16 protein-coding genes are annotated in these 22,114 nt (G+C 57.8%); 10 read left to right on the top strand and 6 right to left on the bottom strand.

Annotated elements, in window-relative coordinates; translation table 11 throughout:
* The first annotated feature begins 55 nt into the window (after positions 1 to 55).
* Both AC07O1_RS02675 and AC07O1_RS02670 read left to right on the top strand, forming a co-directional pair.
* Entirely contained in the window at positions 56 to 1,909 is a 1,854-nt protein-coding gene (locus AC07O1_RS02675; RefSeq protein ID WP_495087839.1) for an Lnb N-terminal periplasmic domain-containing protein, read from the top strand.
* 223 nt (positions 1,910 to 2,132) lie between these two features.
* On the top strand, positions 2,133 to 2,627 hold the full coding sequence (locus tag AC07O1_RS02670; RefSeq protein ID WP_495087838.1) for a GreA/GreB family elongation factor: 495 nt from the start codon (positions 2,133 to 2,135) through the stop codon (positions 2,625 to 2,627).
* A gap of 275 nt (positions 2,628 to 2,902) precedes the next feature.
* Here AC07O1_RS02670 and ettA read toward each other — a convergent pair whose 3' ends face one another.
* Positions 2,903 to 4,567: an energy-dependent translational throttle protein EttA gene (gene ettA / locus AC07O1_RS02665; RefSeq protein ID WP_494993591.1), complete on the bottom strand. Its 1,665-nt coding sequence runs from the start codon at positions 4,565 to 4,567 to the stop codon at positions 2,903 to 2,905.
* A gap of 284 nt (positions 4,568 to 4,851) precedes the next feature.
* On the opposite strand from ettA, the gene AC07O1_RS02660 reads away from it, so the two are divergent.
* From AC07O1_RS02660 to AC07O1_RS02640, 5 genes are all read left to right on the top strand, one after another.
* On the top strand, positions 4,852 to 8,703 hold the full coding sequence (locus AC07O1_RS02660; protein ID WP_495087837.1) for a sensor domain-containing protein: 3,852 nt from the start codon (positions 4,852 to 4,854) through the stop codon (positions 8,701 to 8,703).
* Between the two features lie 238 nt (positions 8,704 to 8,941).
* Positions 8,942 to 10,195, top strand: coding sequence for a serine hydroxymethyltransferase (glyA, locus tag AC07O1_RS02655; RefSeq protein ID WP_494993589.1), 1,254 nt, complete (start codon positions 8,942 to 8,944; stop codon positions 10,193 to 10,195).
* 259 nt (positions 10,196 to 10,454) lie between these two features.
* Positions 10,455 to 11,768 (top strand): C4-dicarboxylate transporter DctA, encoded by a 1,314-nt coding sequence (locus AC07O1_RS02650; protein WP_495087836.1) that lies wholly within the window; start codon positions 10,455 to 10,457, stop codon positions 11,766 to 11,768.
* A 67-nt stretch (positions 11,769 to 11,835) separates the two neighbouring features.
* Positions 11,836 to 12,537 (top strand): FadR/GntR family transcriptional regulator, encoded by a 702-nt coding sequence (locus tag AC07O1_RS02645; RefSeq protein ID WP_495087835.1) that lies wholly within the window; start codon positions 11,836 to 11,838, stop codon positions 12,535 to 12,537.
* Positions 12,538 to 12,585: 48 nt separating this feature from the next.
* On the top strand, positions 12,586 to 13,296 hold the full coding sequence (locus AC07O1_RS02640; RefSeq protein WP_494993586.1) for a GntR family transcriptional regulator: 711 nt from the start codon (positions 12,586 to 12,588) through the stop codon (positions 13,294 to 13,296).
* A gap of 149 nt (positions 13,297 to 13,445) precedes the next feature.
* Here the strand turns inward: AC07O1_RS02640 and yjiA are convergent, their stop codons facing one another.
* From yjiA to AC07O1_RS02625, 3 genes are all read right to left on the bottom strand, one after another.
* The gene (gene yjiA / locus AC07O1_RS02635) at positions 13,446 to 14,417 is read right to left on the bottom strand and encodes a GTPase (protein WP_495087834.1); all 972 of its coding nucleotides are present in this window, start codon (positions 14,415 to 14,417) and stop codon (positions 13,446 to 13,448) included.
* Positions 14,418 to 14,540: 123 nt separating this feature from the next.
* The gene (locus AC07O1_RS02630) at positions 14,541 to 14,738 is read right to left on the bottom strand and encodes a YbdD/YjiX family protein (RefSeq protein WP_010448516.1); all 198 of its coding nucleotides are present in this window, start codon (positions 14,736 to 14,738) and stop codon (positions 14,541 to 14,543) included.
* 15 nt (positions 14,739 to 14,753) lie between these two features.
* Positions 14,754 to 16,820 carry a carbon starvation CstA family protein gene (locus AC07O1_RS02625; RefSeq protein WP_494993584.1) on the bottom strand — a complete coding sequence of 689 codons (2,067 nt, stop codon included), beginning with the start codon at positions 16,818 to 16,820 and terminating at the stop codon, positions 14,754 to 14,756.
* Between the two features lie 190 nt (positions 16,821 to 17,010).
* Here AC07O1_RS02625 and AC07O1_RS02620 point away from each other — a divergent pair, with 190 nt between their 5' ends.
* Complete coding sequence (locus AC07O1_RS02620) at positions 17,011 to 17,379, top strand: PilZ domain-containing protein (protein WP_494993583.1); 369 nt, start codon at positions 17,011 to 17,013, stop codon at positions 17,377 to 17,379.
* A 77-nt stretch (positions 17,380 to 17,456) separates the two neighbouring features.
* Here the strand turns inward: AC07O1_RS02620 and radA are convergent, their stop codons facing one another.
* A complete protein-coding gene (radA, locus tag AC07O1_RS02615; protein ID WP_495087833.1) occupies positions 17,457 to 18,824 on the bottom strand; it encodes a DNA repair protein RadA in 1,368 nt (455 codons plus the stop codon).
* A gap of 889 nt (positions 18,825 to 19,713) precedes the next feature.
* Here radA and mscL point away from each other — a divergent pair.
* Positions 19,714 to 20,127, top strand: coding sequence for a large-conductance mechanosensitive channel protein MscL (gene mscL, locus AC07O1_RS02610; RefSeq protein WP_495087832.1), 414 nt, complete (start codon positions 19,714 to 19,716; stop codon positions 20,125 to 20,127).
* 46 nt (positions 20,128 to 20,173) lie between these two features.
* Here the strand turns inward: mscL and AC07O1_RS02605 are convergent, their stop codons facing one another.
* The gene (locus AC07O1_RS02605) at positions 20,174 to 20,950 is read right to left on the bottom strand and encodes a ferredoxin--NADP reductase (RefSeq protein WP_495087831.1); all 777 of its coding nucleotides are present in this window, start codon (positions 20,948 to 20,950) and stop codon (positions 20,174 to 20,176) included.
* Between the two features lie 403 nt (positions 20,951 to 21,353).
* Here AC07O1_RS02605 and AC07O1_RS02600 point away from each other — a divergent pair, with 403 nt between their 5' ends.
* Positions 21,354 to 22,064 (top strand): autoinducer binding domain-containing protein, encoded by a 711-nt coding sequence (locus tag AC07O1_RS02600; protein ID WP_494993579.1) that lies wholly within the window; start codon positions 21,354 to 21,356, stop codon positions 22,062 to 22,064.
* The last annotated feature ends 50 nt before the right edge of the window (positions 22,065 to 22,114 follow it).

The following is a 22,114-nucleotide window of genomic DNA, read 5'->3' as shown; positions in this document are numbered from 1 at the left end:
TTTTTTGGACCTGTCCCGCCTTGGGTCTTTCTTATCGAATTCTAAGTTGCCCACCATGCTCAAACGCCTTGCCTGCTTGGCGCTCTGTGTCTGCGTCCCGCTGTCCGCCGCGCCTCATATCGACAATCAACGTTTGCAGCAATTGGCCAAGACCCCCTTCTGGATTGCCCTGGGTCACTATGAAACCGCCAAGCTCGGCGGCTGGCGCAGCTATGTCAGCGATGCGAAGTTTTTCCTCGCCACCGATGGCGCCCATCATCCCGACGCCGAGCTGAACGCGACCCTGCAAGCGTTGTACGCGCCGGCCAGCGCCGGCGAAAAACACGCGCAATGCGTTTACCCGGCGCGAACCCGATGGTTGAAAGCGCAGCTGAACCTGACTGATTTACCGGCCGTGGACTGCACCGAATTCAAGCAGTGGTTCAAGGACGTCGCGCCACACAGCGCGGTGATGATTTTCCCGGCGGCTTATTTGAACAGCCCCTCGTCGATGTTCGGTCATACCTTACTGCGAATCGACCAGGCCGACGTACAACGCGATCACACTGCCCTGCTCAGCTACGCGATCAACTTCGGCGCCTATATCGAAGGCTCGGACAACAGCATCCTTTACGCCTGGAAAGGCCTGATGGGCGGCTATCCCGGCCTGTTCGCACTGGTGCCCTACCAGGAAAAACTCTCGGAATACCGCAGCCTGGAAAACCGCGACCTGTGGGAATACCAGCTGAACCTGACCCAGGAAGAAACCGAGCGCATGGTCGAGCATATCTGGGAACTCAAGCAGATCCGGTTCGACTACTTCTTCTTCGACGAAAACTGCTCCTACCGCTTGCTGGAACTGCTGCAAGTGGCGCGACCGAGCCTGAAGCTGACCGAACAATTCCCGCTGACCGCCATCCCCACCGACACCGTGAAAGCCGTGAAGGAAGCCGCACTGGTGGAGAAGATCGACTTTCGACCGTCCCGCGAACGCGAGTTGCTGAACCGCGCCGAGCCATTGACCGGCGAAGAACAGGCTTGGGTGCTGAAAGTCAGTGCCGACCAGCAGCATTTGCAGGATCCGGTTTTCAAGGCTCAACCACGGCCCCGTCAGGCTCTGATCATCGACGCCGCCTACCGTCTTGAACGCTACCGCGCCAACGGCCTGGAGCGCGATCCACAGCGCTCGCAACGCAGTTTCGAGCTATTGCGGGCGATCAGTCAGAATCCCGCGCCGCAGCTTTCGATCGAACGCCCTGGCCTACCCGAGAACGGTCACCAATCGCGCACCTGGCAAGCCGGTATCGGCACCCGGGGCGACAGAGTCTTTGGCGAATATGGCCTGCGCATGGCCTATCACGACCTCAACGACAATGCCGAAAGCTTCCCCCTTGGTGCACAGATCGAAATCCTCCAGATGAAGCTGCGCCAGTACGAAGGCAATAAATGGCAGTTGCAGCAACTGGACCTGGCGACCATCCGCTCGCTAACCCCGCGTAACGAGTTGCTGCAACCCTTGTCCTGGCAAGTCATGGGCGGTCTGGAGCGCGTGCCGGGCAAGCATGACGATGAAACACTGGTCAGCCACGTCAATGGTGGCGCCGGCGGCACCTGGCGGCTCAGCGACAAGATGCTCGGCTTTGCCCTCGGCACCGTGCGCATCGAGCACAACACCGACTTCGCCGGCTTCATCGCCCCGGCAGCCGGTTTCAACACCGGCCTGCTCTGGCGAAACCCGCTGGGTAATCTCAGCCTGGAAGCCAAAGGCGATTACTTCACCAATGACGAAGTACGCCGCAGCCTGAGCCTGAATCAACAGTGGGAGCTGTCGCGCAACCTCGGCTTGCGGCTCAGCGCGCAGCGCGAGTTCAGCCACTTGGCATCCCCCGAGAACGAGGTGATGCTTGAAGTGAAGTGGTATCACTACTGACCCATCCCATGCCCCCTGTAGGAGCTGAGCTTGCTCGCGATGGTATCGCCGCGGTCATTCAGCTAAATCCTGGGTGTTCGCATCGCCAGCAAGCTGTGCTCCTACAGGAGATAGAGGTACCAACGGTTTTATAACGGTACCGCTTGCAGCAGGTCGCTTTCGGACAATCGACGACACTAAAAGACTGCGATCATGACCCAAACTCCATCAAGGGAGAAATGCCATGAGCCGCGCCTTCGTCAATGAAGATCGTGCCGCCGCGCAAGCCGACCAACCGGTAGAACGGCAGGTCAGCGCGCAGCCCAATTACGTCACCCCCGCAGGCCTGGCTCAGCTCCAGGCCAAAGTCGCAGCACTGCAGGCGCAGCGCAATGAGCAATCGGTGCTAGGTGAGGGAGCTGACAAGCAGCGCCAGGCCGATATAGAGCGCGACCTGCGTTACTTCAATCAACGCCTGCAAAGCGCTCAGGTGGTCGCACCGGCAGTTTCAACCGAGAAAGTGCAGATTGGCAGTTGGGTGACCTTTGCCGACGAACACAACGTGGAACAACGCGTGCAATTGGTCGGTGAAGACCAGGCCGATGCCGCCCATGGCCTGATCAATTGGGGCTCACCGCTGGGTCGTGCGCTGCTTGGCGCCAGGCCCGGTGATGAAGTGCAGTGGAAGCGACCGGCCGGCGATCAGTTGATTGAGATCATCCGCATCGAACCGGACTAGTGGCCTGTACGGTTAGTTCGTTAGTTCGTTAGTTCAAATTCGGATGCCGGAAGTCCCTGGCCAAGGCGCTGTGACGAGTCATAGCCCGCTATGGCGAGGAACAGCAACGCAGGATAGGGGCTTGTGGCGCCGAAGTTGACTAACAGAACCAACCACACAGGCCACTAGACGCCTGGATGAAGTTTTCTCTGTGGCAAGCGAGCCTGCCACAGGTTGATGTGCTCAGCTCGAAAAAAACGGAGCCCGAAGGCTCCGTTCTTTGTCCACCGACCTTATCAGGCCAGTTTCTTGTGGCGTACCCGGTGTGGCTGGGCGGCCGCTTCGCCGAGGCGCTTTTTACGATCGGCTTCGTACTCGGTGTAGTTACCTTCGAAGAACACCGCTTGCGAGTCGTCTTCGTACGCCAGGATGTGAGTGGCCACGCGGTCAAGGAACCACCGATCGTGAGAGATCACAATGGCAGCGCCCGGGAAGTCGAGCAAGGCTTCTTCCAGGGAGCGCAAGGTTTCAACGTCGAGGTCGTTGGACGGTTCGTCGAGCAACAGGACGTTCGCCCCCTCTTTCAGGGTCAGCGCCAGGTGCAAGCGACCGCGCTCACCACCAGACAGGTCCTTGACGAACTTCTGCTGATCGCCGCCCTTGAAGTTGAAACGGCCAACGTAGGTGCGCGACGGGATTTCGTAGCTGCCGATACGAATCTGATCGGAGCCATCGGAAATCGCCTGGAATACCGATTTGCTGCCGTCCAGGTCCTCGCGGCTCTGATCCACGCAAGCCAGTTGCACGGTCTCACCGACTTCAATAGTGCCGGAGTCCGGTGTTTCCTTGCCCATCAGCATGCGGAACAGGGTCGATTTACCGGCACCGTTACCACCGATCACACCGACGATCGCGCCTTTAGGCATGGAGAACGACAGGTTGTCGATCAGCACCCGATCGCCGTAGCCCTTGGAAACGTTCTTGAATTCGATGACCTTGTCGCCCAGGCGCGGACCGGCCGGGATATAGATCTCGTTGGTTTCGCTGCGCTTCTGGAATTCCTGCGATTGCATTTCTTCGAAGCGTTGCAGGCGAGCCTTGGATTTCGACTGACGGGCCTTGGCGCCCTGGCGTACCCACTCCAGCTCGTCTTTCATGGCCTTTTCGTGGGCCGACTGTTGCTTGGATTCCTGGGCCAGACGATTGGACTTGGCTTCCAGCCAGCCCGAATAGTTGCCCTCGTAAGGAATACCGGCGCCGCGGTCGAGCTCGAGAATCCAGCCAGCGACGTTGTCCAGGAAGTACCGGTCGTGCGTGATCGCAACCACGGTGCCCGGGAAGTCGTGGAGGAAATGCTCCAGCCAGGCCACAGAATCTGCGTCCAGGTGGTTGGTTGGTTCGTCGAGCAGCAGCATATCCGGAGCGGACAGCAGCAGTCGGCACAGGGCCACACGACGCTTTTCACCACCGGACAGATATTCGATCTTCGCATCCCAGGCCGGCAGACGCAGCGCATCGGCGGCGACTTCCAGTTGGCGATCAAGGTTATGACCATCGCCCGCTTGCAGGATGGCTTCGAGCTTGGCTTGTTCGGCGGCCAGCTTGTCGAAATCGGCATCCGGATCCGCGTATTCGGCATAGACCTGATCCAGACGCGCCTGAGCGTCCTTGATCACGCTGACAGCTTCCTCAACCACTTCACGCACAGTCTTGGTCGGATCCAGCTGCGGTTCTTGCGGCAAGTAACCAACGTTCAGCTCAGGCATTGGCCGGGCTTCGCCGTCGAATTCGGTGTCGACGCCCGCCATGATTTTCAACAGGGTGGACTTGCCCGAACCGTTGAGGCCGAGCACGCCGATCTTGGCGCCGGGGAAAAACGACAGAGAAATGTTTTTCAGAATTTCCCGCTTCGGCGGAACAACTTTGCTCAGCCGATGCATGGTGAAGACATATTGAGCCATGGAGAACCTAGCGTCAGTGACTGATGAATAAAGCGCGAGCGAAGCTCGAGCCAGGCCATGCGCGGTGCCAGCAATTGATCGCAATCAATACCTGCGCGCGGAAAAAGCCTGAGTGTAGGAGCTGGAACGCCCCCGCGTAACCGGCAAAGCTACCTTAATGAAGGATTTCAGTCCAGCCAGCGAAGGCTGGCACTTTGCCACAACTCAAGGCATGCTAGCCGCCCTCCGGGCGTCCGGCTTATAGTGCACGTCGCGCCAGTCCAGCCAATCCGCAGGATCACAGTTTGTCCAACGTCACTCTGCCATCTTCCGTGCGCGCATCAAACTCTGCGCCCGGCTCGACCCTGCGCGGCACGCTCAAAGGCGCGTTGGCGACGCTGGTATTGCTGCTGCTCGCCCTGCTGTTCTGGCAGTTGCTCGATCAGCTCAAGCAAACCCAAAAGCACCAGCTTCAATACACCATCGATTACACCGCTGATCTGGCTGATCATGTCAGCCTGAACATGGCGTTGAATGCGCAAATTGCTCTTAACCTGCTACCGCTCGTCGAACAACCGCAGCACATCGACCAACAGCAGGCGCTGCTGAAAAAACTGCAGCTATCACTCCCGGATCTGCGCAGCGTGGCATTGCTGGGGCCGACCGGCGAAGTGCTCAGTGACAGCGCGACGGACAGCCACGACTATGCCTGGCTCGCCGAGCTGGTCAAACGCAGCCGTTCCCAGCGCTACTTCTATAGCAACGCAGCCGATGGTTCGGTAGTGCAACTATTGCTGCCCTCATCCAGTGGTGCGACAAACGGTTATTGGGTGTTGCGACTGGCGCCGACATTTTTCCAGTCCCTGACAAAGCCGGCCGATCAACCGGCGCCGCCGATGTGGGTGGTGCAAAACCAGCTCAGTCATCAAATCATCAGTCGCGAGGCTAGCCTTTCGACCGCCAAAACAGATGTATTGACCCCGGATGATCTGACCAACAGCGTCCTGGTCGCGCCCTTGAGCAAAAGCGACTGGCAACTGCGCGGTCTGTTCGATAAGCAAGCAGTGCTCAATGAACTGTTGCCTGCCTTCATCGGCAAATGCCTGCTGGGGCTGGCCTTCTCCCTTCTGCCGGTGATCGCACTGCTGAACATGCGTCGCCGACAGCGACAATCGAATGAAGGGCGTCGCCGTTATCAGGACATTTTTGACGGCACTGGTGTTGCCCTGTGTGTGCTCGACCTTTCCGGTCTCCAGGCGTTTTTCGACAAAATTCAACTGCAGACCAGCGAACAGCTGTACCTCTGGCTGGAAAACAATCCCGAGCAACGCCAGAAACTGCTGCAAGAATTGCGCATCACCGAAGTCAACCAGGTTGCCTTGCAACTGCTCAAGGTCGAGTCCTGCGAGCAAGCCTGGAAATTCTTGATCGACGGCAGCCCGCTGGACAACAAGGCCATCGGTAACCTGTTGCTCGAGGCTGTACTCAACCAGCAGAAGCAGCTGGAGCAGGAAATCAAGCTCAAGGATGCCCAGGGTCATGACCAGCATCTGTGGCTGGTACTGCGCCTGCCGCAAGAGCAGCACGACTACCGGGCGGTGATTCTCAGTATCAGCGACATCACCAGCCGCAAGCTCGTCGAATTGTCCCTGCTGGAGCGTGAGGGCTTCTGGTCCGACGTCGTGCGCACCGTGCCTGATCATTTGTATGTGCAGGATGTGATCAGCCAACGCATGATCTACAGCAACCACCATCTGGGCCAGACGCTGGGCTACAACAAGACCGAGCTGCATCAGATGGGCGAGTATTTCTGGGAAATCCTGTTACACCCCGAAGACGCCGATCACTATCACCGTTTGCGTCAGGATCAGCGGCAAGCCGGTTACGCGCAATTAATGCAATGCCAACTGCGCTTCCGCCACCGCAACAATCAATGGCGCCGTTTCGATATCCGCGAACAGGCGCTCGCCCGCGACAAGCACGATCAGGTCACGCGCATCATCGGCGTGGCCAAGGACATCACCGACCAGATCGAAGCCAGCGAATCCCTGCGCGACAGCGAGCAGCGCTACCGCATGCTCGCTGAAAGCATCAGCGACGTGATTTTCTCCACTGACAGCACGCTGGCGCTCAATTACGTCAGTCCTTCGGTACAGGCCGTACTCGGTTATGACGCCGACTGGATCTTCCAGAACGGCTGGCAATCGATCATCGCCAACCCACAACAATTGACCGGCATCTACACGCTGATGGAACGGGTCAGCAAAGCCCTGGACAAGCCCGTACAGCTTGCTCAATTGCGCAGCCAGGTGCAGACCCAGTTATTCCTCTTTGACTGCCTGCGGGCCGACGGACGCAAGATTCCAATCGAATTGCGGCTGGTACTGGTGTGGGACGAACACGGTGCCTTCGAAGGTGTGCTCGGCGTCGGCCGTGACATCAGCCAGCAACGCCGTGCGGAAAAAGATCTGCGCATGGCGGCCACGGTATTCGAGCATTCGACCTCGGCGATTCTGATCACCGACCCGGCCGGCTATATCGTCCAGGCCAACGAGGCCTTCAGCCGCGTCAGTGGTTATGCGGTGGCACAAGTCCTCGATCAGTTGCCAAACATGCTGACCGTCGATGATCAGCAAGAAGCTCATCTGCATTATGTCCTCAAGCAACTTCATCAGCACAGCACTTGGGAAGGCGAAGTCTGGCTCAAGCGACGCAACGGTGAACATTACCCGGCTTGGGTCGGAATCACTGCGGTGCTGGACGACGAAGGCGACCTCGCCAGCTACGTCTGCTTCTTCAGCGACATCAGCGAGCGCAAGGCCAGTGAGCAGCGCATCCACCGTCTGGCGTATTACGACGCCCTGACCCACCTGCCCAACCGCACACTGTTCCAGGATCGCCTGCACAGCGCATTGCAATCGGCCGAGCGGCAGAAGTCCTGGGTCGTGCTGATGTTCCTCGACCTTGACCGCTTCAAACCGATCAACGACTCCCTCGGCCATGCCGCCGGCGATCGCATGCTCAAGGAAATGGCCATACGCCTGCTCGGCTGCGTCGATGATGACGACACTGTGGCGCGCATGGGCGGCGACGAGTTCACCTTGCTCCTGCAACCGCGGGCCAACCGTGAAATAGCACTGAATCGAGCCATTCACGTCGCTGAACAAATCCTCGCCAGCCTGGTCAAGCCGTTCGTGCTCGAAGGCCGGGAATTCTTTGTCACCGCCAGTATCGGTATTGCCTTGAGTCCGCAGGACGGCAACGAGCTGAGCCAATTGATGAAGAACGCCGACACTGCGATGTACCACGCCAAGGAGCGCGGCAAGAACAACTTCCAGTTCTATCAGGCGGACATGAATGCCAGCGCCCTGGAACGCCTGGAACTGGAAAGCGATTTGCGCCATGCCCTCGAGCAAAATGAATTCGTTCTCTACTACCAGCCGCAATTCAGCGGCGACGGCAAACGCCTGACCGGCGCCGAAGCCCTGCTGCGCTGGCGTCATCCACGGCGCGGGCTGGTGCCGCCGGGAGACTTTATCCCGGTGCTCGAAGAGCTCGGGTTGGTGGTGGATGTTGGCGACTGGGTTATCAGCGAGGCCTGCCGTCAGCTCAAAACCTGGCACCAAGCCAAGGTCCGGGTACCGAAAGTCTCGGTGAACATCTCGGCCCGGCAGTTCTCCGACGGTCAGCTCGGCACGCGGATCGCCACCATCCTCAAGGACATCGGCTTGCCACCGGCCTGCCTTGAGCTGGAACTGACCGAAAGCATTCTGATGCGCGAAGTCAGCGAGGCGATGCAGATCCTCGCCGGCCTGAAAAACCTCGGTCTGAGCATCGCGGTCGACGACTTCGGTACCGGCTACTCGTCACTGAACTACTTGAAGCAGTTCCCCATCGATGTGCTGAAAATCGACCGCACCTTCGTTGATGGCCTGCCGTCTGGCGAACAGGACGCGCAGATCGCCCGGGCAATCATCGCCATGGCCCACAGCCTGAACCTGGCGGTGATCGCCGAGGGCGTGGAAACCCATGAGCAACTGGACTTCCTCCGTGAACACGGTTGTGACGAAGTGCAGGGTTACCTGTTCGGCCGCCCGATGCCGGCCAACCGCTTCGAAGCGCAGTTCAGCAATGATGCGCTCTTCATGTTCGATTGAGATTTTGTGGTGATGCGGGCGGCCCCATCGCGAGCAAGCGAACGTCGCCCGGCCCTTCCCACATTTGGTATGCGTTCCCCAGTGGGAGCGAGCCTGCTCGCGATGAGGCCCGCACGATCGCCGCCAATCCCCTCATGAAAGCCACTTGTCTGCGACATGATGTCCTTTCATATGCCAGACAAAACCCATTGGGTTAGAATGCCTTCCTTTTCTGCCCCCCCGATCCTTGAGGACCGCCATGTTCAGCCGTGATTTGACTATTGCCAAGTACGACGCCGACCTTTTTGCCGCCATGGAGCAAGAAGCTCAGCGCCAGGAAGAACACATCGAGCTGATCGCTTCGGAAAACTACACCAGCCCAGCGGTGATGGAAGCTCAAGGCTCGGTACTGACCAACAAATACGCCGAAGGCTACCCAGGCAAGCGCTACTACGGCGGTTGCGAGTACGTTGACGTGGTTGAGCAACTGGCCATCGACCGCGCCAAAGAACTGTTCGGCGCCGATTACGCCAACGTTCAACCGCACGCCGGCTCCCAAGCCAACAGCGCGGTTTACCTGGCCCTGCTGCAAGCCGGTGACACCATCCTGGGCATGAGCCTGGCCCACGGCGGTCACCTGACCCACGGTGCCAGCGTCTCCTCCTCCGGCAAGCTGTACAACGCCGTGCAGTACGGCATCGACAGCAACGGCCTGATCGACTACGACGAAGTCGAGCGCCTGGCGGTAGAACACAAGCCAAAAATGATCGTGGCCGGTTTCTCTGCCTACTCGCAGATTCTGGACTTCCCGCGCTTCCGTGAAATCGCTGACAAGGTCGGCGCCTACCTGTTCGTCGACATGGCTCACGTAGCCGGTCTGGTCGCTGCTGGCGTCTACCCGAACCCGGTTCCATTTGCTGACGTCGTGACCACCACCACTCACAAGACCCTGCGCGGTCCACGTGGCGGCCTGATCCTGGCTCGCGCCAACGCCGACATCGAGAAGAAGCTGAACTCCGCCGTATTCCCGGGCGCCCAGGGTGGCCCGCTGGAACACGTGATCGCCGCCAAGGCGATCTGCTTCAAAGAAGCGCTGCAGCCTGAGTTCAAGATCTATCAGCAACAAGTGGTCAAGAACGCCCAGGCCATGGCCGGTGTGTTCATCGAGCGCGGTTTCGACGTGGTGTCTGGCGGTACTGAAAACCATCTGTTCCTGCTGTCCCTGATCAAACAGGAAATCTCCGGTAAAGATGCCGACGCCGCTCTGGGCAAGGCTTTCATCACCGTGAACAAGAACTCGGTCCCGAACGATCCACGTTCCCCGTTCGTCACCTCCGGCCTGCGTTTCGGTACACCTGCAGTCACTACTCGTGGCTTCAAAGAGGCTGAGTGCAAAGAGCTGGCCGGCTGGATCTGCGACATCCTGGCAGACCTGAACAACGACGCCGTCATCGACGCCGTTCGCGAGAAGGTCAAGGCCATCTGCAAAAAGCTGCCGGTATACGGCGCTTAATCAGCCCGCTTAACCGCAACACAAAGAAACCGGTCAGTGATGGCCGGTTTTTTTTCGCCTGTAAAACAGCTCAAGCCCGGGCATCGCCACCCAACTGGTAAGACCGGTAAAGCCAATTCATCATTTTCTGCTTGCGATCACCTAAAAACAGCGCCTAAACTGCGCCTGCACTGGACATACCGGTAAGACCACAATAATTAAGTCCTGAATCTGATGCACCTTGCGCACAGCAACCAGGACACTCACCAGGATTCCTCCCATGCTCAGATGGTGCTCGCGTTCAATCTTCCTTCAAGTTGTCCTTGGCCTGGTGCTTGGCATCGTCTGCGGACTGACCCTTCCCGAATACTCCGCCCAGTTAAAACCTCTCGGCGACGGCTTTATCAAACTGATCAAAATGCTCATCGGCCTGATCGTTTTCTGCGTGGTAGTCAGCGGCATTTCCGGCGCCGGCGACCTGAAAAAGGTCGGGCGCATCGGCCTCAAGTCGGTGATTTACTTCGAAGTGTTGACCACCATCGCCTTGGTGATCGGTCTGGTGTTCGCTTTCAGCACCGGCATCGGCAGCGGTGCGAACATTCATCTGGATCAGCTTTCCGCTGCCGACATGGGTGACATCGCCCAGCGTGGCCAGCACATGCACAGCACCACCCAGTTCCTGATGGATCTGATTCCGACCTCGGTGATTGGTGCATTCGCCGACAACAACATCCTGCAAGTGCTGCTGTTTTCGGTGTTGTTCGGCAGCGCGCTGAACCTGGTGGGTGAGGCGGCTTCGGGAATCTCGCGACTGATCAACGAGCTTAGCCATGTGATCTTCCGCATCATGGGCATGATCGTACGTCTGGCACCGATTGGTGTGTTTGGTGCGATTGCCTTCACCACCAGCAAATATGGCGTGGACTCACTGCAACACCTGGGCAGTCTGATCGGTCTGTTCTACCTGACGTGTACTGTGTTCGTGTCATTGATCCTGGGTCTGGTGATGCGTCTTTCCGGCCTACGGATGCTGCCGTTTCTCAAGTACCTGCGCGAAGAGTTGCTGATCGTTCTGGGTACCGCCTCCTCCGACGCCGTGCTGCCGCAAATCATGCGCAAACTTGAGCATCTGGGCATCGGCAGTTCGACGGTGGGTCTGGTGATTCCCACTGGATACTCGTTCAACCTCGATGGTTTTTCGATCTACCTGACCCTGGCCATCGTGTTCATCGCCAATGCCACCGGTACGCCGCTAGCCATGACCGATTTGCTGACGATCCTGCTGGTCTCGCTGATCACTTCAAAAGGTGCCCACGGCATTCCCGGCTCGGCACTGGTGATTCTGGCGGCGACCCTGACCGCGATCCCGGCGATTCCGGTGGTGGGCTTGGTGCTGGTCTTGGCGGTGGACTGGTTCATGGGCATCGGTCGGGCACTGACCAACCTGATCGGTAACTGCGTCGCCACGGTGGCCATCGCTCGCTGGGAAAAAGATATCGATATCCAGCGCGCCAACAAGGTACTGGCAGGTGAGCAGGGTTACACCTTCCAGCCACGTAGAACCACGCCCCCAGCTCATCAGCAAGAATTTTGACCGAACCTTGTGCCTGTCACTGGCAGGCACAACAATCAACGCTTTACCGTCTCTCATGGAGCGAACAGTGATCACCTCGTCGACAGTTGTAAATTCAGTGGTTGAAAAGCTTCGCGCCGCGTTGGCGCGTGGGCAGTGGAGCTGCGGTGAGATGTTGCCGGGGCAACGCGAACTGGCCGAACAACTGGGTATCAGCCGACCAAGCCTGCGCGAAGCGGTGATCGTTCTGGAAACCCTCGGGCTGGTGCGCTCCATGCCCGGCAAAGGCGTCGTCGTGCTTGAGGCCACGCGCAATGACGCTCAAGCCACCCATAGCGGTGTGGCCGGTGCCAGCCTCGAGGATGTTCTGCAACTGCGCTACACCCTTGAACCCTTCATCGTTGGCTTGGTTGCCCAGTCCATCAGCAGCAAGGAAATCGGCCAACTGCGCCTGACGCTGATGGACATGCGCGAAGCCCTCGAAGCCAATGACAGCGAAGCCGGGATGAACGCCTACATCGACTTCCACGAAGAGCTGTTCACCCTGACATCGAACCCGATCTTCCAGAACGTCGTGCAGCAAACCAGCAACGCGCTCAAACAGAGCGCCGAGATGCTGCGCAATTCGCCGGAGCATTTGGCCGAGCGCCTGGAAGAAAACGAAACCGTGGTGCGTGCGATCCGCAGCAAAAACAGCGCCCTGGCCAGCGCCGAAATGCGCCGGCACATCCTTCAGGAAGGGAAACGCATGGGCATTGAACTGAACATCCCGGACGACAATCTGGGCTAATAGCTGTAGTAGAAAAAACCCTATCGGCAACCGGACTGGAGACAGGCCATGAGTTCCTACGCCTTGAAGAATCCCGTTTTCTCGATTTCTGCCGCCCTGCCCCTGCGCCGCCAGAGCGAAAAAAAGCGTTGCGTCGACGACATCTATCCGCAGATTTTCGACGCCATTCTCGAACAACGCATTGCCCCGGCCAGCCGATTCACCGAAGAAAGCCTTGGCCAGGCATTCGGTGTCAGCCGCAGTATCATCCGCCAGGTACTGGCGCGATTGTCTCATCAGCAGGTGATCATTCTGCGGCCCAATCATCGCCCGCAAGTCGCGGCCCCCGATGCCGAACAAACTCGCCAGATACTCCACGCCCGAAGGCTGACAGAAACCACCCTGGTGCGACTGGCCTGCCAACAACCAACTTCCCGGCACCTACCGCAGTTACGCGAATTGATCGACCGCGAACGCCGCTGCATCGAACAAAACCAACGCGGGTCGGCGATTCGCCTGTCGGGTGAGTTCCATCTGCAACTCGCGCAAGTCGCCGGCAATGCACCGCTGGCCCAATTTCTCGGAAGCCTGGTGCCGCTGACTTCACTGGCTATCGCCTGCTACGAAGAACAGTCGTGCAGTCATTGTGCGTGGCAGGAGCATGCGGCGATTGTCGAGGCAGTGGAGCGCGGGGATGCCAAGGCTGCCGAGGGGTTGATGACCCTGCATCTGGATCATCTTGAGGAGAAACTGCTGAACTCAGGGCTAGCGTCTAGTTGAAATCGTGTTGCCGGTTAGATCGCCTTCGCGAGCAAGCCCGCTCCCACATTGGATTGGTGGTGTTCACAAATATTGTGTTCACAGGTGATCTAGTGTGGGAGCGAGCCTGCTCGCGATAGCGGTCTCAAACACGCTGGAAATATTCGACCTTACTCAGCCGCCACTCGCGCAAACCCTGCGCGGATTTTCTCTTCCGGCAATTCATCGGCGATAAACACGATCACGCTCTCGCGCGCTTCATCCTCGGCCCACTCGGCGTCCCAATCGAAGCCATACAACTTCAGCACGCCCTGAAACACCATGCGCCGCGGTTCGCCGGCAATGTTCAACACGCCTTTGTAACGCAACAGTTGCTTACCATGGTCTTCCAGCAGCTCGTTCATGAACTCGCTGAGTTTGTCGATATCCAGCGGCTTGTCGGTGCGTAGCACCAGGCTGGAGATGCGGTCGATGGAAGGCGCCTTGCTCACCGGGCGCAGGCTTACACCGCCGCCGAGGTCGGCGTTGAGATTGAAGCCACGCACATCGAGCAACTCGGCCAGATCGATCTTGCCGTGTTCGACCACGCGGATCGGCGCGCGACGATTGATCCGGGTCAGACGTTCGCTCAGTGCCTCAAACGTCGCCTCGTCCACCAGATCGGTTTTGCTCACCAGCAAGCGATCGGCAAAACCGATCTGTGCCTGGGCAATCGTCTGGGTCAGGTGATGTTCAGCGTGCGCCGCATCAACCAGTGTGATGATGCCGTCGAGGATATAGCGTTCGCGCAGTTCCTCATCAATGAAGAAGGTTTGCGCCACCGGCGCCGGATCCGCCAGACCAGTGCATTCGATCACCAGCCGGTCGAAGGCGATTTCTCCGCTGTCCAGACGCTCCAATAACAAGTACAGCGCCTTGGTCAGATCGGTGTGAATGGTGCAGCAGACGCAACCGTTGGACAGGGTCATGACTTGCACTGGCTCATCGCCCAGCAGCTCGGCGTCTATGTTGGCGTCGCTGAATTCGTTTTCAATCACAGCGATTTTCAAGCCGTGTTCGGCCTTGAGCAAATGGCGCAACAGCGTGGTTTTGCCGGCGCCGAGAAAGCCGCTAAGGACCGTGACGGGGATGGTGGGTAGCAAAACGAAGATCTCCCATATGCAGAAAAAACTGTAGGAGCACGGCTTGCCGGCGATGACGTCCAGAGGATCGCAATCGCCGGCAAGCCGTGCTCCTACAGTGGTGTGTTGCTTAAACGCCGTATTTCAACAGCATTTCGGACCGCCCTTGCCTCCGTAGCGAGCCTCCTGGCGTTCGCGAAAGAACGCCTCGTAGCTCATCACCGGCTTGTCCGGGTGTTTGGTTTGCATATGCTCGACGTAGGTGTCGTAGTCGGGCATGCCGACCATCAGGCGCGCGGCCTGACCGAGGTACTTACCGAGGCGACTCAGGTCATTGAACATGGCTGCAACCCTCTATTACGCTTCCGGCTGGGCCTGGAATGGCGTTTCTTTGTCCGTGCGCTCTTTGCTGCCCCAGGACGAAACACCGACCTTGAGGGCATAGAACAGGATGCTGAATACCACAAACAGGAACAGCGCCGTCAGTGTCGCATTGGTGTACGCGTTGTAGATCACATGCTGCATCTGGGTGATGTCCTTGGCCGGGGCGAGGATCTGACCGCTGGCCAGCGCATCGCTGTATTTCCTGGCCAGGGACAGGAAACCGATCGCCGGGTTGGCGTCGAACAGCTTGATGAAGCCTGCGGTGGTGGTGCAGATCAGCAGCCAGACGGCCGGCAGCAAGGTCACCCAGATGTAGCGCTGGCGTTTCATCTTGATCAGTACGACAGTCGCTAGCATCAGCGCGATACCGGCCAGCATCTGGTTGGAGATACCGAACAGCGGCCACAAGGTGTTGATGCCGCCCAGTGGATCGATCACGCCTTGGTACAGCAGATAACCCCACATCGCCACGCACCCGGCGGTCGCGATCAGGTTGGCGGTCCAGGATTCAGTGCGCCGAAGAGCCGGAACGAAAGAGCCGAGCAAGTCCTGCAGCATGAAACGACCGGCACGGGTACCGGCGTCGACGGCGGTCAGGATGAATAGCGCTTCGAACAGGATCGCGAAGTGGTACCAGAACGCCATGGTGTTTTCACCCGGCAGTACGTGGTGCAGGATCTGTGCGATACCGACCGCCAGGGTTGGAGCGCCGCCAGCGCGGGCCAGAACCGTGGTTTCACCGATGTCCCTGGCCACCGCTTGCAGCGCTTCCGGGGTAATTGCAAAACCCCAACTGCTGACCGCTTGAGCAACCGAGACAGCATCAGCGCCGACAATGGCCGCCGGGCTGTTCATCGCGAAGTACACGCCCGGCTCGATCACCGAAGCAGCCACCATGGCCATGATGGCCACGAAGGATTCCATCAGCATGCCGCCGTAACCGATGTAACGGGCGTTGCTTTCGTTATCCAGCAGTTTCGGCGTGGTCCCGGAGGCAATCAGCGCGTGGAAACCAGACACCGCACCGCAAGCAATGGTGATAAACAGGAACGGGAACAGCCCGCCCTTCCATACCGGCCCGGTACCGTCGGTGAACTGGGTCAGTGCCGGCATTTTCAGCTCGGGCATGGTGATCAGAATGCCGATCGCCAGGGCGATGATGGTGCCGATCTTGAGGAAGGTTGAGAGGTAGTCGCGCGGCGCCAGAATCAGCCAGACCGGCAGTACCGCCGCGACGAAACCGTAGCCAATCAGCATCCAGGTGATCTGGATGCCGGTAAAGCTGAACGCTTTGGCCCACACGGGATCGGCGGCAATCTGCCCGCCCAGCCAGATCGAGCCCAGCAACAGCAACACCCCGACAAGCGAGATTTCACCGATGCGACCCGGGCGGATGTAGCGCATGTAGATGCCCATGAACATCGCGATCGGGATGGTCGCCATCACCGTGAAAATACCCCACGGGCTTTCGGCCAAGGCCTTGACCACGATCAGCGCCAGCACCGCGAGGATGATGATCATGATCAGGAAGCAGCCAAACAGCGCGATGGTGCCAGGAATGCGGCCCATTTCTTCACGGACCATATCGCCCAAAGAACGGCCGTTGCGGCGGGTCGACATGAACAGGACCATGAAGTCCTGCACGGCGCCAGCCAGCACCACACCGGCAATCAGCCAGAGCGTGCCGGGCAGGTAGCCCATCTGCGCTGCCAGAACCGGGCCGACCAACGGCCCCGCACCGGCAATGGCTGCGAAGTGGTGACCGAAAAGAACATGTTTGTTGGTCGGCACATAGTCCAGACCGTCGTTGTTGAGCACTGCGGGAGTGGCCCGCAGTGGATCGAGCTGCATCACATTGTTAGCGATAAACAGACTGTAGTAACGATAAGCAACCAGATAAATGGCCACTGCCGCAACCACAATCCACAAGGCGTTGATCGCCTCGCCGCGGCGCAAGGCCACTACCCCTAAGGCACACGCACCTACGATTGCCAGCAGCAGCCAGGGTAAGTGGCGTAGCAGGCTATTATTGTTTTTCATCTTTTTCTTCCAGCCAGATGGACTTGAGAGAAACCCACCTCGAGTTTAGACCTGTTTGCATTAAAGACCATACCCGACATTGGTCTGGAGCCTTGTTTCAAGGCTCCCTTCCCCCTCCTGAGTGAGCACAGACGGTGGCGGCTTCTACAGATGCGGGTCTATAGTCAGCAAACATCAAGAGGACTGCGCCATGAGCGACCACCCTGCAGATCGCCGCCGCTTCAAACGTATAGCCTTCGACGCCACGACTGAACTCAGCCAGGGCGGGAATCGTTGGCCAGTGCAGTTGATTGATCTGTCACTCAAGGGCTTGCTGATCGAACGTCCCGAGCCTTGGCAGGGGAACAAGGAACAGATTTTTTCCGTCGACATTCACTTGAGCAAGGAGGTCGAGATCGCCATGGACGTACAGCTTACCCATGAAGATCACGGCCAGCTTGGCTTCGTCTGCCGGTACATCAACCTGGAATCTGTCAGCCGCCTGCGGCGCTTGATCGAGCTCAATCTGGGCGATCAGGCCGTACTTGAACGGGAGCTGGGAGCGCTGATCAAGATTTGATCATGACGGATCAACCAGGAGCCGGCCGCAAGTCGCCTGGAGGCGGGATACATTAAAGATCGTATCCCGAGTCGTCTTTATTCGAACAACGCGTCCAATGCCTGCTCAAGGCGTGTCACGGCAATAATCTGCAACCCTGGCGGCGCCTCTTTCGGTGCGTTGCCCTTGGGTACGATGGCCCGCTTGAAGCCGTGTTTGGCGGCCTCTTTCAGGCGCTCCTGACCGCTGGGTACCGGTCGCACTTCACCGGACAATCCCACTTCGCCAAACACCAGCAGATCATGGGGCAAAGGCCGGTTGCGCAAACTGGACATCACCGCCGCCATCAACGCCAGGTCGGAAGCGGTTTCCAATACCTTGACCCCGCCGACCACGTTGAGGAATACATCCTGATCATGGGTCGGAATGCCGCCATGTCGATGCAGGACCGCCAACAGCATGGCCAGTCGATTCTGATCCAGGCCCAGGGTTACCCGACGCGGGTTGGCCAGGTGAGTGTCGTCCACCAGTGCCTGGACTTCCACCAGCATCGGCCGGGTGCCTTCCCAGGTGGCCATCACCACACTGCCCGGCACTTCTTCCTGAGCGCGAGTAAGGAAAATCGCCGACGGGTTAGAGACTTCTTTCAGACCTTTGTCGGTCATGCCGAACACACCTAATTCATTGACTGCGCCGAAGCGGTTTTTCACCGCCCGCAACAGACGCAGACGGCCATCCGACTCACCTTCGAAATACAGCACGGTATCAACCATGTGCTCCAGCACCCGCGGCCCGGCCAGTGCCCCCTCTTTAGTGACGTGGCCGACCAGGAAAATCGCGGTACCGCTCTGTTTCGCGTAACGCACCAGCAACGCCGCACTTTCGCGCACCTGGGACACGCCACCCGGCGCCGATTGCAGTTGCTCGGTGAAGATGGTCTGAATGGAGTCGATCACCATGACTTTCGGCTTTTCTACCCGAGCCGTAGCAATGATGGTTTCGATGCAGGTTTCGGTCATCACCCGCAGCTTGTCCTGAGGCAGTCCCAGGCGACGGGCGCGCATCGCGACTTGCTGCTGGGACTCTTCGCCTGTGACGTACAACGCCGGCATGCGCGCGGCAAGACTGCATAAGGTTTGTAACAGGATGGTCGACTTGCCGATGCCCGGATCACCACCAATCAACACCACCGAACCGTCTACCAGACCGCCGCCGAGCACCCGGTCCAGCTCGCCGGATGCCGTGGAAAAACGCGGAACTTCTTCAACGCTGACTTCGGCCAGCGTCTTGATCTGAGCCTGCTGCCCGGTCCAGCCAGTACGTCCGCCGGGAGCCGCGGCCGCACCGCTTTCCAGCACGGTTTCGACCAGCGTATTCCAGGCGCCGCATTCGCCGCATTGGCCGGCCCACTTGGGGAAGGTTGCGCCGCACTCCGTGCAGCCGTACATGCGCTTTGCCTTGGCCATCAGAACTCCAACGAAAAACCGCGATGATAGCTCAGCTGGCAGCAATCAGCGCGGCGCACGCCGTATGGATTTCAATCTTGCCGTTGCGTTTACACCAACGTTGAGTCGCTTCAAGGCAGGTTCAATCAACCCATTTCGCCAGACGTTTTAGTAACGTGTTCTATTTCCTGTAATGGGTCAGCCAAATTACGATTGAGCACTAGTTGTACAACTTTCGTTTTGACGCATCAGTCCAGACTTCGATCCGGCCCATCAAACCAAACTAAAGCTTGTACAAACCTTGCTACTTAAAAAGCGCAATGTACAAGCAACACACTGAAAAGCACCTTTAACGCAACGCCCATCACCTTAGCCCTGCCACTTCAAACTTACCCGGAAAACTTGATGAGCACTTTAGAGCAACTCTTTTGCGACGAGCCTTTTTTGCCATAAGCTTGATTCTTGGCGTCGGTCAATTTTTAGAGGTGCACTTGCGCTACTGCTTTCCTCCGACAACTGCTGACGTACCGCCATTGAACTACAACACCGTCTGTTTATGCCTACTGTTTTGGAGCATAAAAACAAACCAACCAGACATAAGTCATCGATATTACCACCCGCGATCCAGAGCGTTGCGACAAGCTTGCGCCCCCTCCCGCAGCAATGCGTGAGCATCGGCCGGGCTGGTTCGAGGTGAGGACTTTGGCCTTGGGCAGCCCTTCAGCTTTTCGGCCACGATCACGATAATGGAATCCCCACGGACTTCGCGCGCGATTGAGGGCACGTTGTAAACCATTTGCTGCCGGGCAGGTCGATGCCTGCGAGCGCTATAAGCAGTTGCGTCGAGCAAGATGCGTTTTGCTGAATTACACTGCGCTCACCAACCTCATCTGTAACAGGGAAATAACCTATGGGCGTGCTAAGTGAGTTCAAGGCCTTCGCGGTCAAAGGTAATGTGGTCGACATGGCCGTCGGTATCATCATCGGCGCGGCTTTCGGCAAAATCGTTTCGTCATTTGTAGGTGACGTGGTGATGCCGCCCATTGGCCTGCTGATCGGTGGGGTGGATTTCGCTGACCTGGCGGTCACGCTCAAAGCGGCTCAGGGCGGCACTCCGGCAGTGGTCATGGCCTATGGCAAATTCATCCAGAGCATCATCGACTTCCTGATTATCGCGTTCGCGATTTTCATGGGTGTGAAGGCAATCAATCGCCTGAAACGCGAAGAGGCAGTTGCGCCAACCCTGCCGCCGGTTCCGACCAAGGAAGAAGAGCTGCTTGGCGAAATTCGCGACCTGCTCAAAGCGCAGAACAACAGACCCTGAACGCTCCTGTCGCGATAAAGAACGGCGCCATCAAGGCGCCGTTTTTTTACCAGTAACTCTCTACAGCAACCTGTCCGGGCCTGCGACTCAGGCTCAGTTGCATATCACGCTTTTTAAGCATGCTACGCGTGTCATCGATCATCTGCGGGTTACCACAGAGCATCACCCGCGAATGCTCGGCCGTAAGCTCCACGCCTGCGGCTCGCTCCAGTTCGCCACTCTCGATCAACCGGGTGATCCGCCCGTTCAAGGCTCCCGGAGACTGCTCGCGGGTGACCGTCGCGATGAACTGCAATTTATGGCCGTACTCAGCCAGGTACTCACGCTGTGCCAGTCCGGCTATCAGGTCCTGGTAGGCCAGCTCTCGTGCTTCGCGCACGCTATAAACCAGGATGATTCGCTCGAATTTTTCCCACACATCAAAGTCCTGCAGGATCGACAAAAACGGCGCAACGCCCGTACCTGTGGATAACAACCAAAGATCACGGCCACTGGCAAAGCGGTCAAGGGTCAGAAAACCGAACGCTTGGCGCTCGACCAATAATGTATCGCCCTCCCCCAAACGACTCAGCTCACTGGTGAACTCACCACCCGGAACGACAATGGAAAAAAATTCAAGAAACTCGTCATGAGGTGAAGACACCATGGAATAGGCCCGCCACACCGTACTGCCATCCGCTTTGGTAACCCCCAGGCGAGCGAATTGCCCGGCCTGGAAACGGAAGCCCGGATCCCGGGTGGTGCGCAACGTAAACAGACCAGGAGTCAGCGGTTGTACGTCGAGCAACGTTTGGCGGGTAAATTTTTCGGCGCTGACGGTCATGGGGCGCTCCATTGAACAGGTACCCCAGTTTCCCGCAAAGCCGAGCCCAGGAACACCGGCGATTTGTAATGTTATCGGGCTGTGTGTATGAGGGTGGCACACGTTCAACATAATCTTTAAACGAATTAGACTGACAGCGTAGTGATAGATTCTGACTATATATTGCACTAACCAGGTTTGGTTTAAACAATCGCAACACTATTAACCCCCCCTCACTCTTCCCGACCATTAGAGGAAGCAGGGTATTTTTATGCCATGTCACATTGTGAGCTTGCTAAGAATAAAATCGTTCAATTTCGAACAAAGTCCTCACCATTTCCGAAAGAAATATCCTACACTCGATTTTCGAGTTTTCCTTGGATCCAATGCAACACCCTACACAGCCCGACAGGGGGAATAATCAATGACTATTTGGACCGACGCCCAGATACAGCGATTAACTCAAGGCAGCGACATTCAGTCCACATTCGAAGTCGCTCTTAGCCTTATTTACGAGATGGGATTTGAGTACTGCGCATTTGCGGTGAGCCCTCACTCGCAAAGTACTCAGACACACACTGTAAAGATCAACAACTACCCGGACGAATGGAACAAAAAATACGAAGCGCATAACTATGTCGCAATAGATCCGATCGTAAAATATTGCAGTCAGTCGGTTTTGCCTATCCTCTGGGATGACAACGCGTTCTCTGGCACCCCTGCCTTTTGGGAAGATACGCAAGCCCATGGGATGCGTCATGGCTGGTCGCAATCGGTGCATGATCTTCGTGGATTCTTCAGCGTACTGAGCCTCTCACGAAGCCACCAACCGATCACTGCCAGGGAGCTCTACGGGAAGGCAGGCCAACTTATCTGGCTAAGCCACACGCTGCACTCAATCGTCGCGCAGAAGATGCTATCCGACGCTGACTTTCGTGACGGGACCAGTTTATCGACCCGGGAAACCGAAGTCCTGAAATGGTCTGCGGACGGCAAGACCGCCTCCGACATCGCAACCATCCTCAATCTCTCGGAGCGGACCGTGAATTTCCATGTGAGCAGCGCAATAAAGAAGATGGGCGTCAACAATAAAATCTCGGCAGTGGTGCAGGCCAGCCTGAAAGGATGGCTCTGAGCCTTGCCGTACGGTAGACAAAGACCGAACTATCCACTGTTCGCGCCGAT

Source organism: Pseudomonas sp. GW821-FHT07G10, from assembly GCF_059418545.1.
This window is presented reverse-complemented; position numbering and strand designations above follow the sequence as displayed.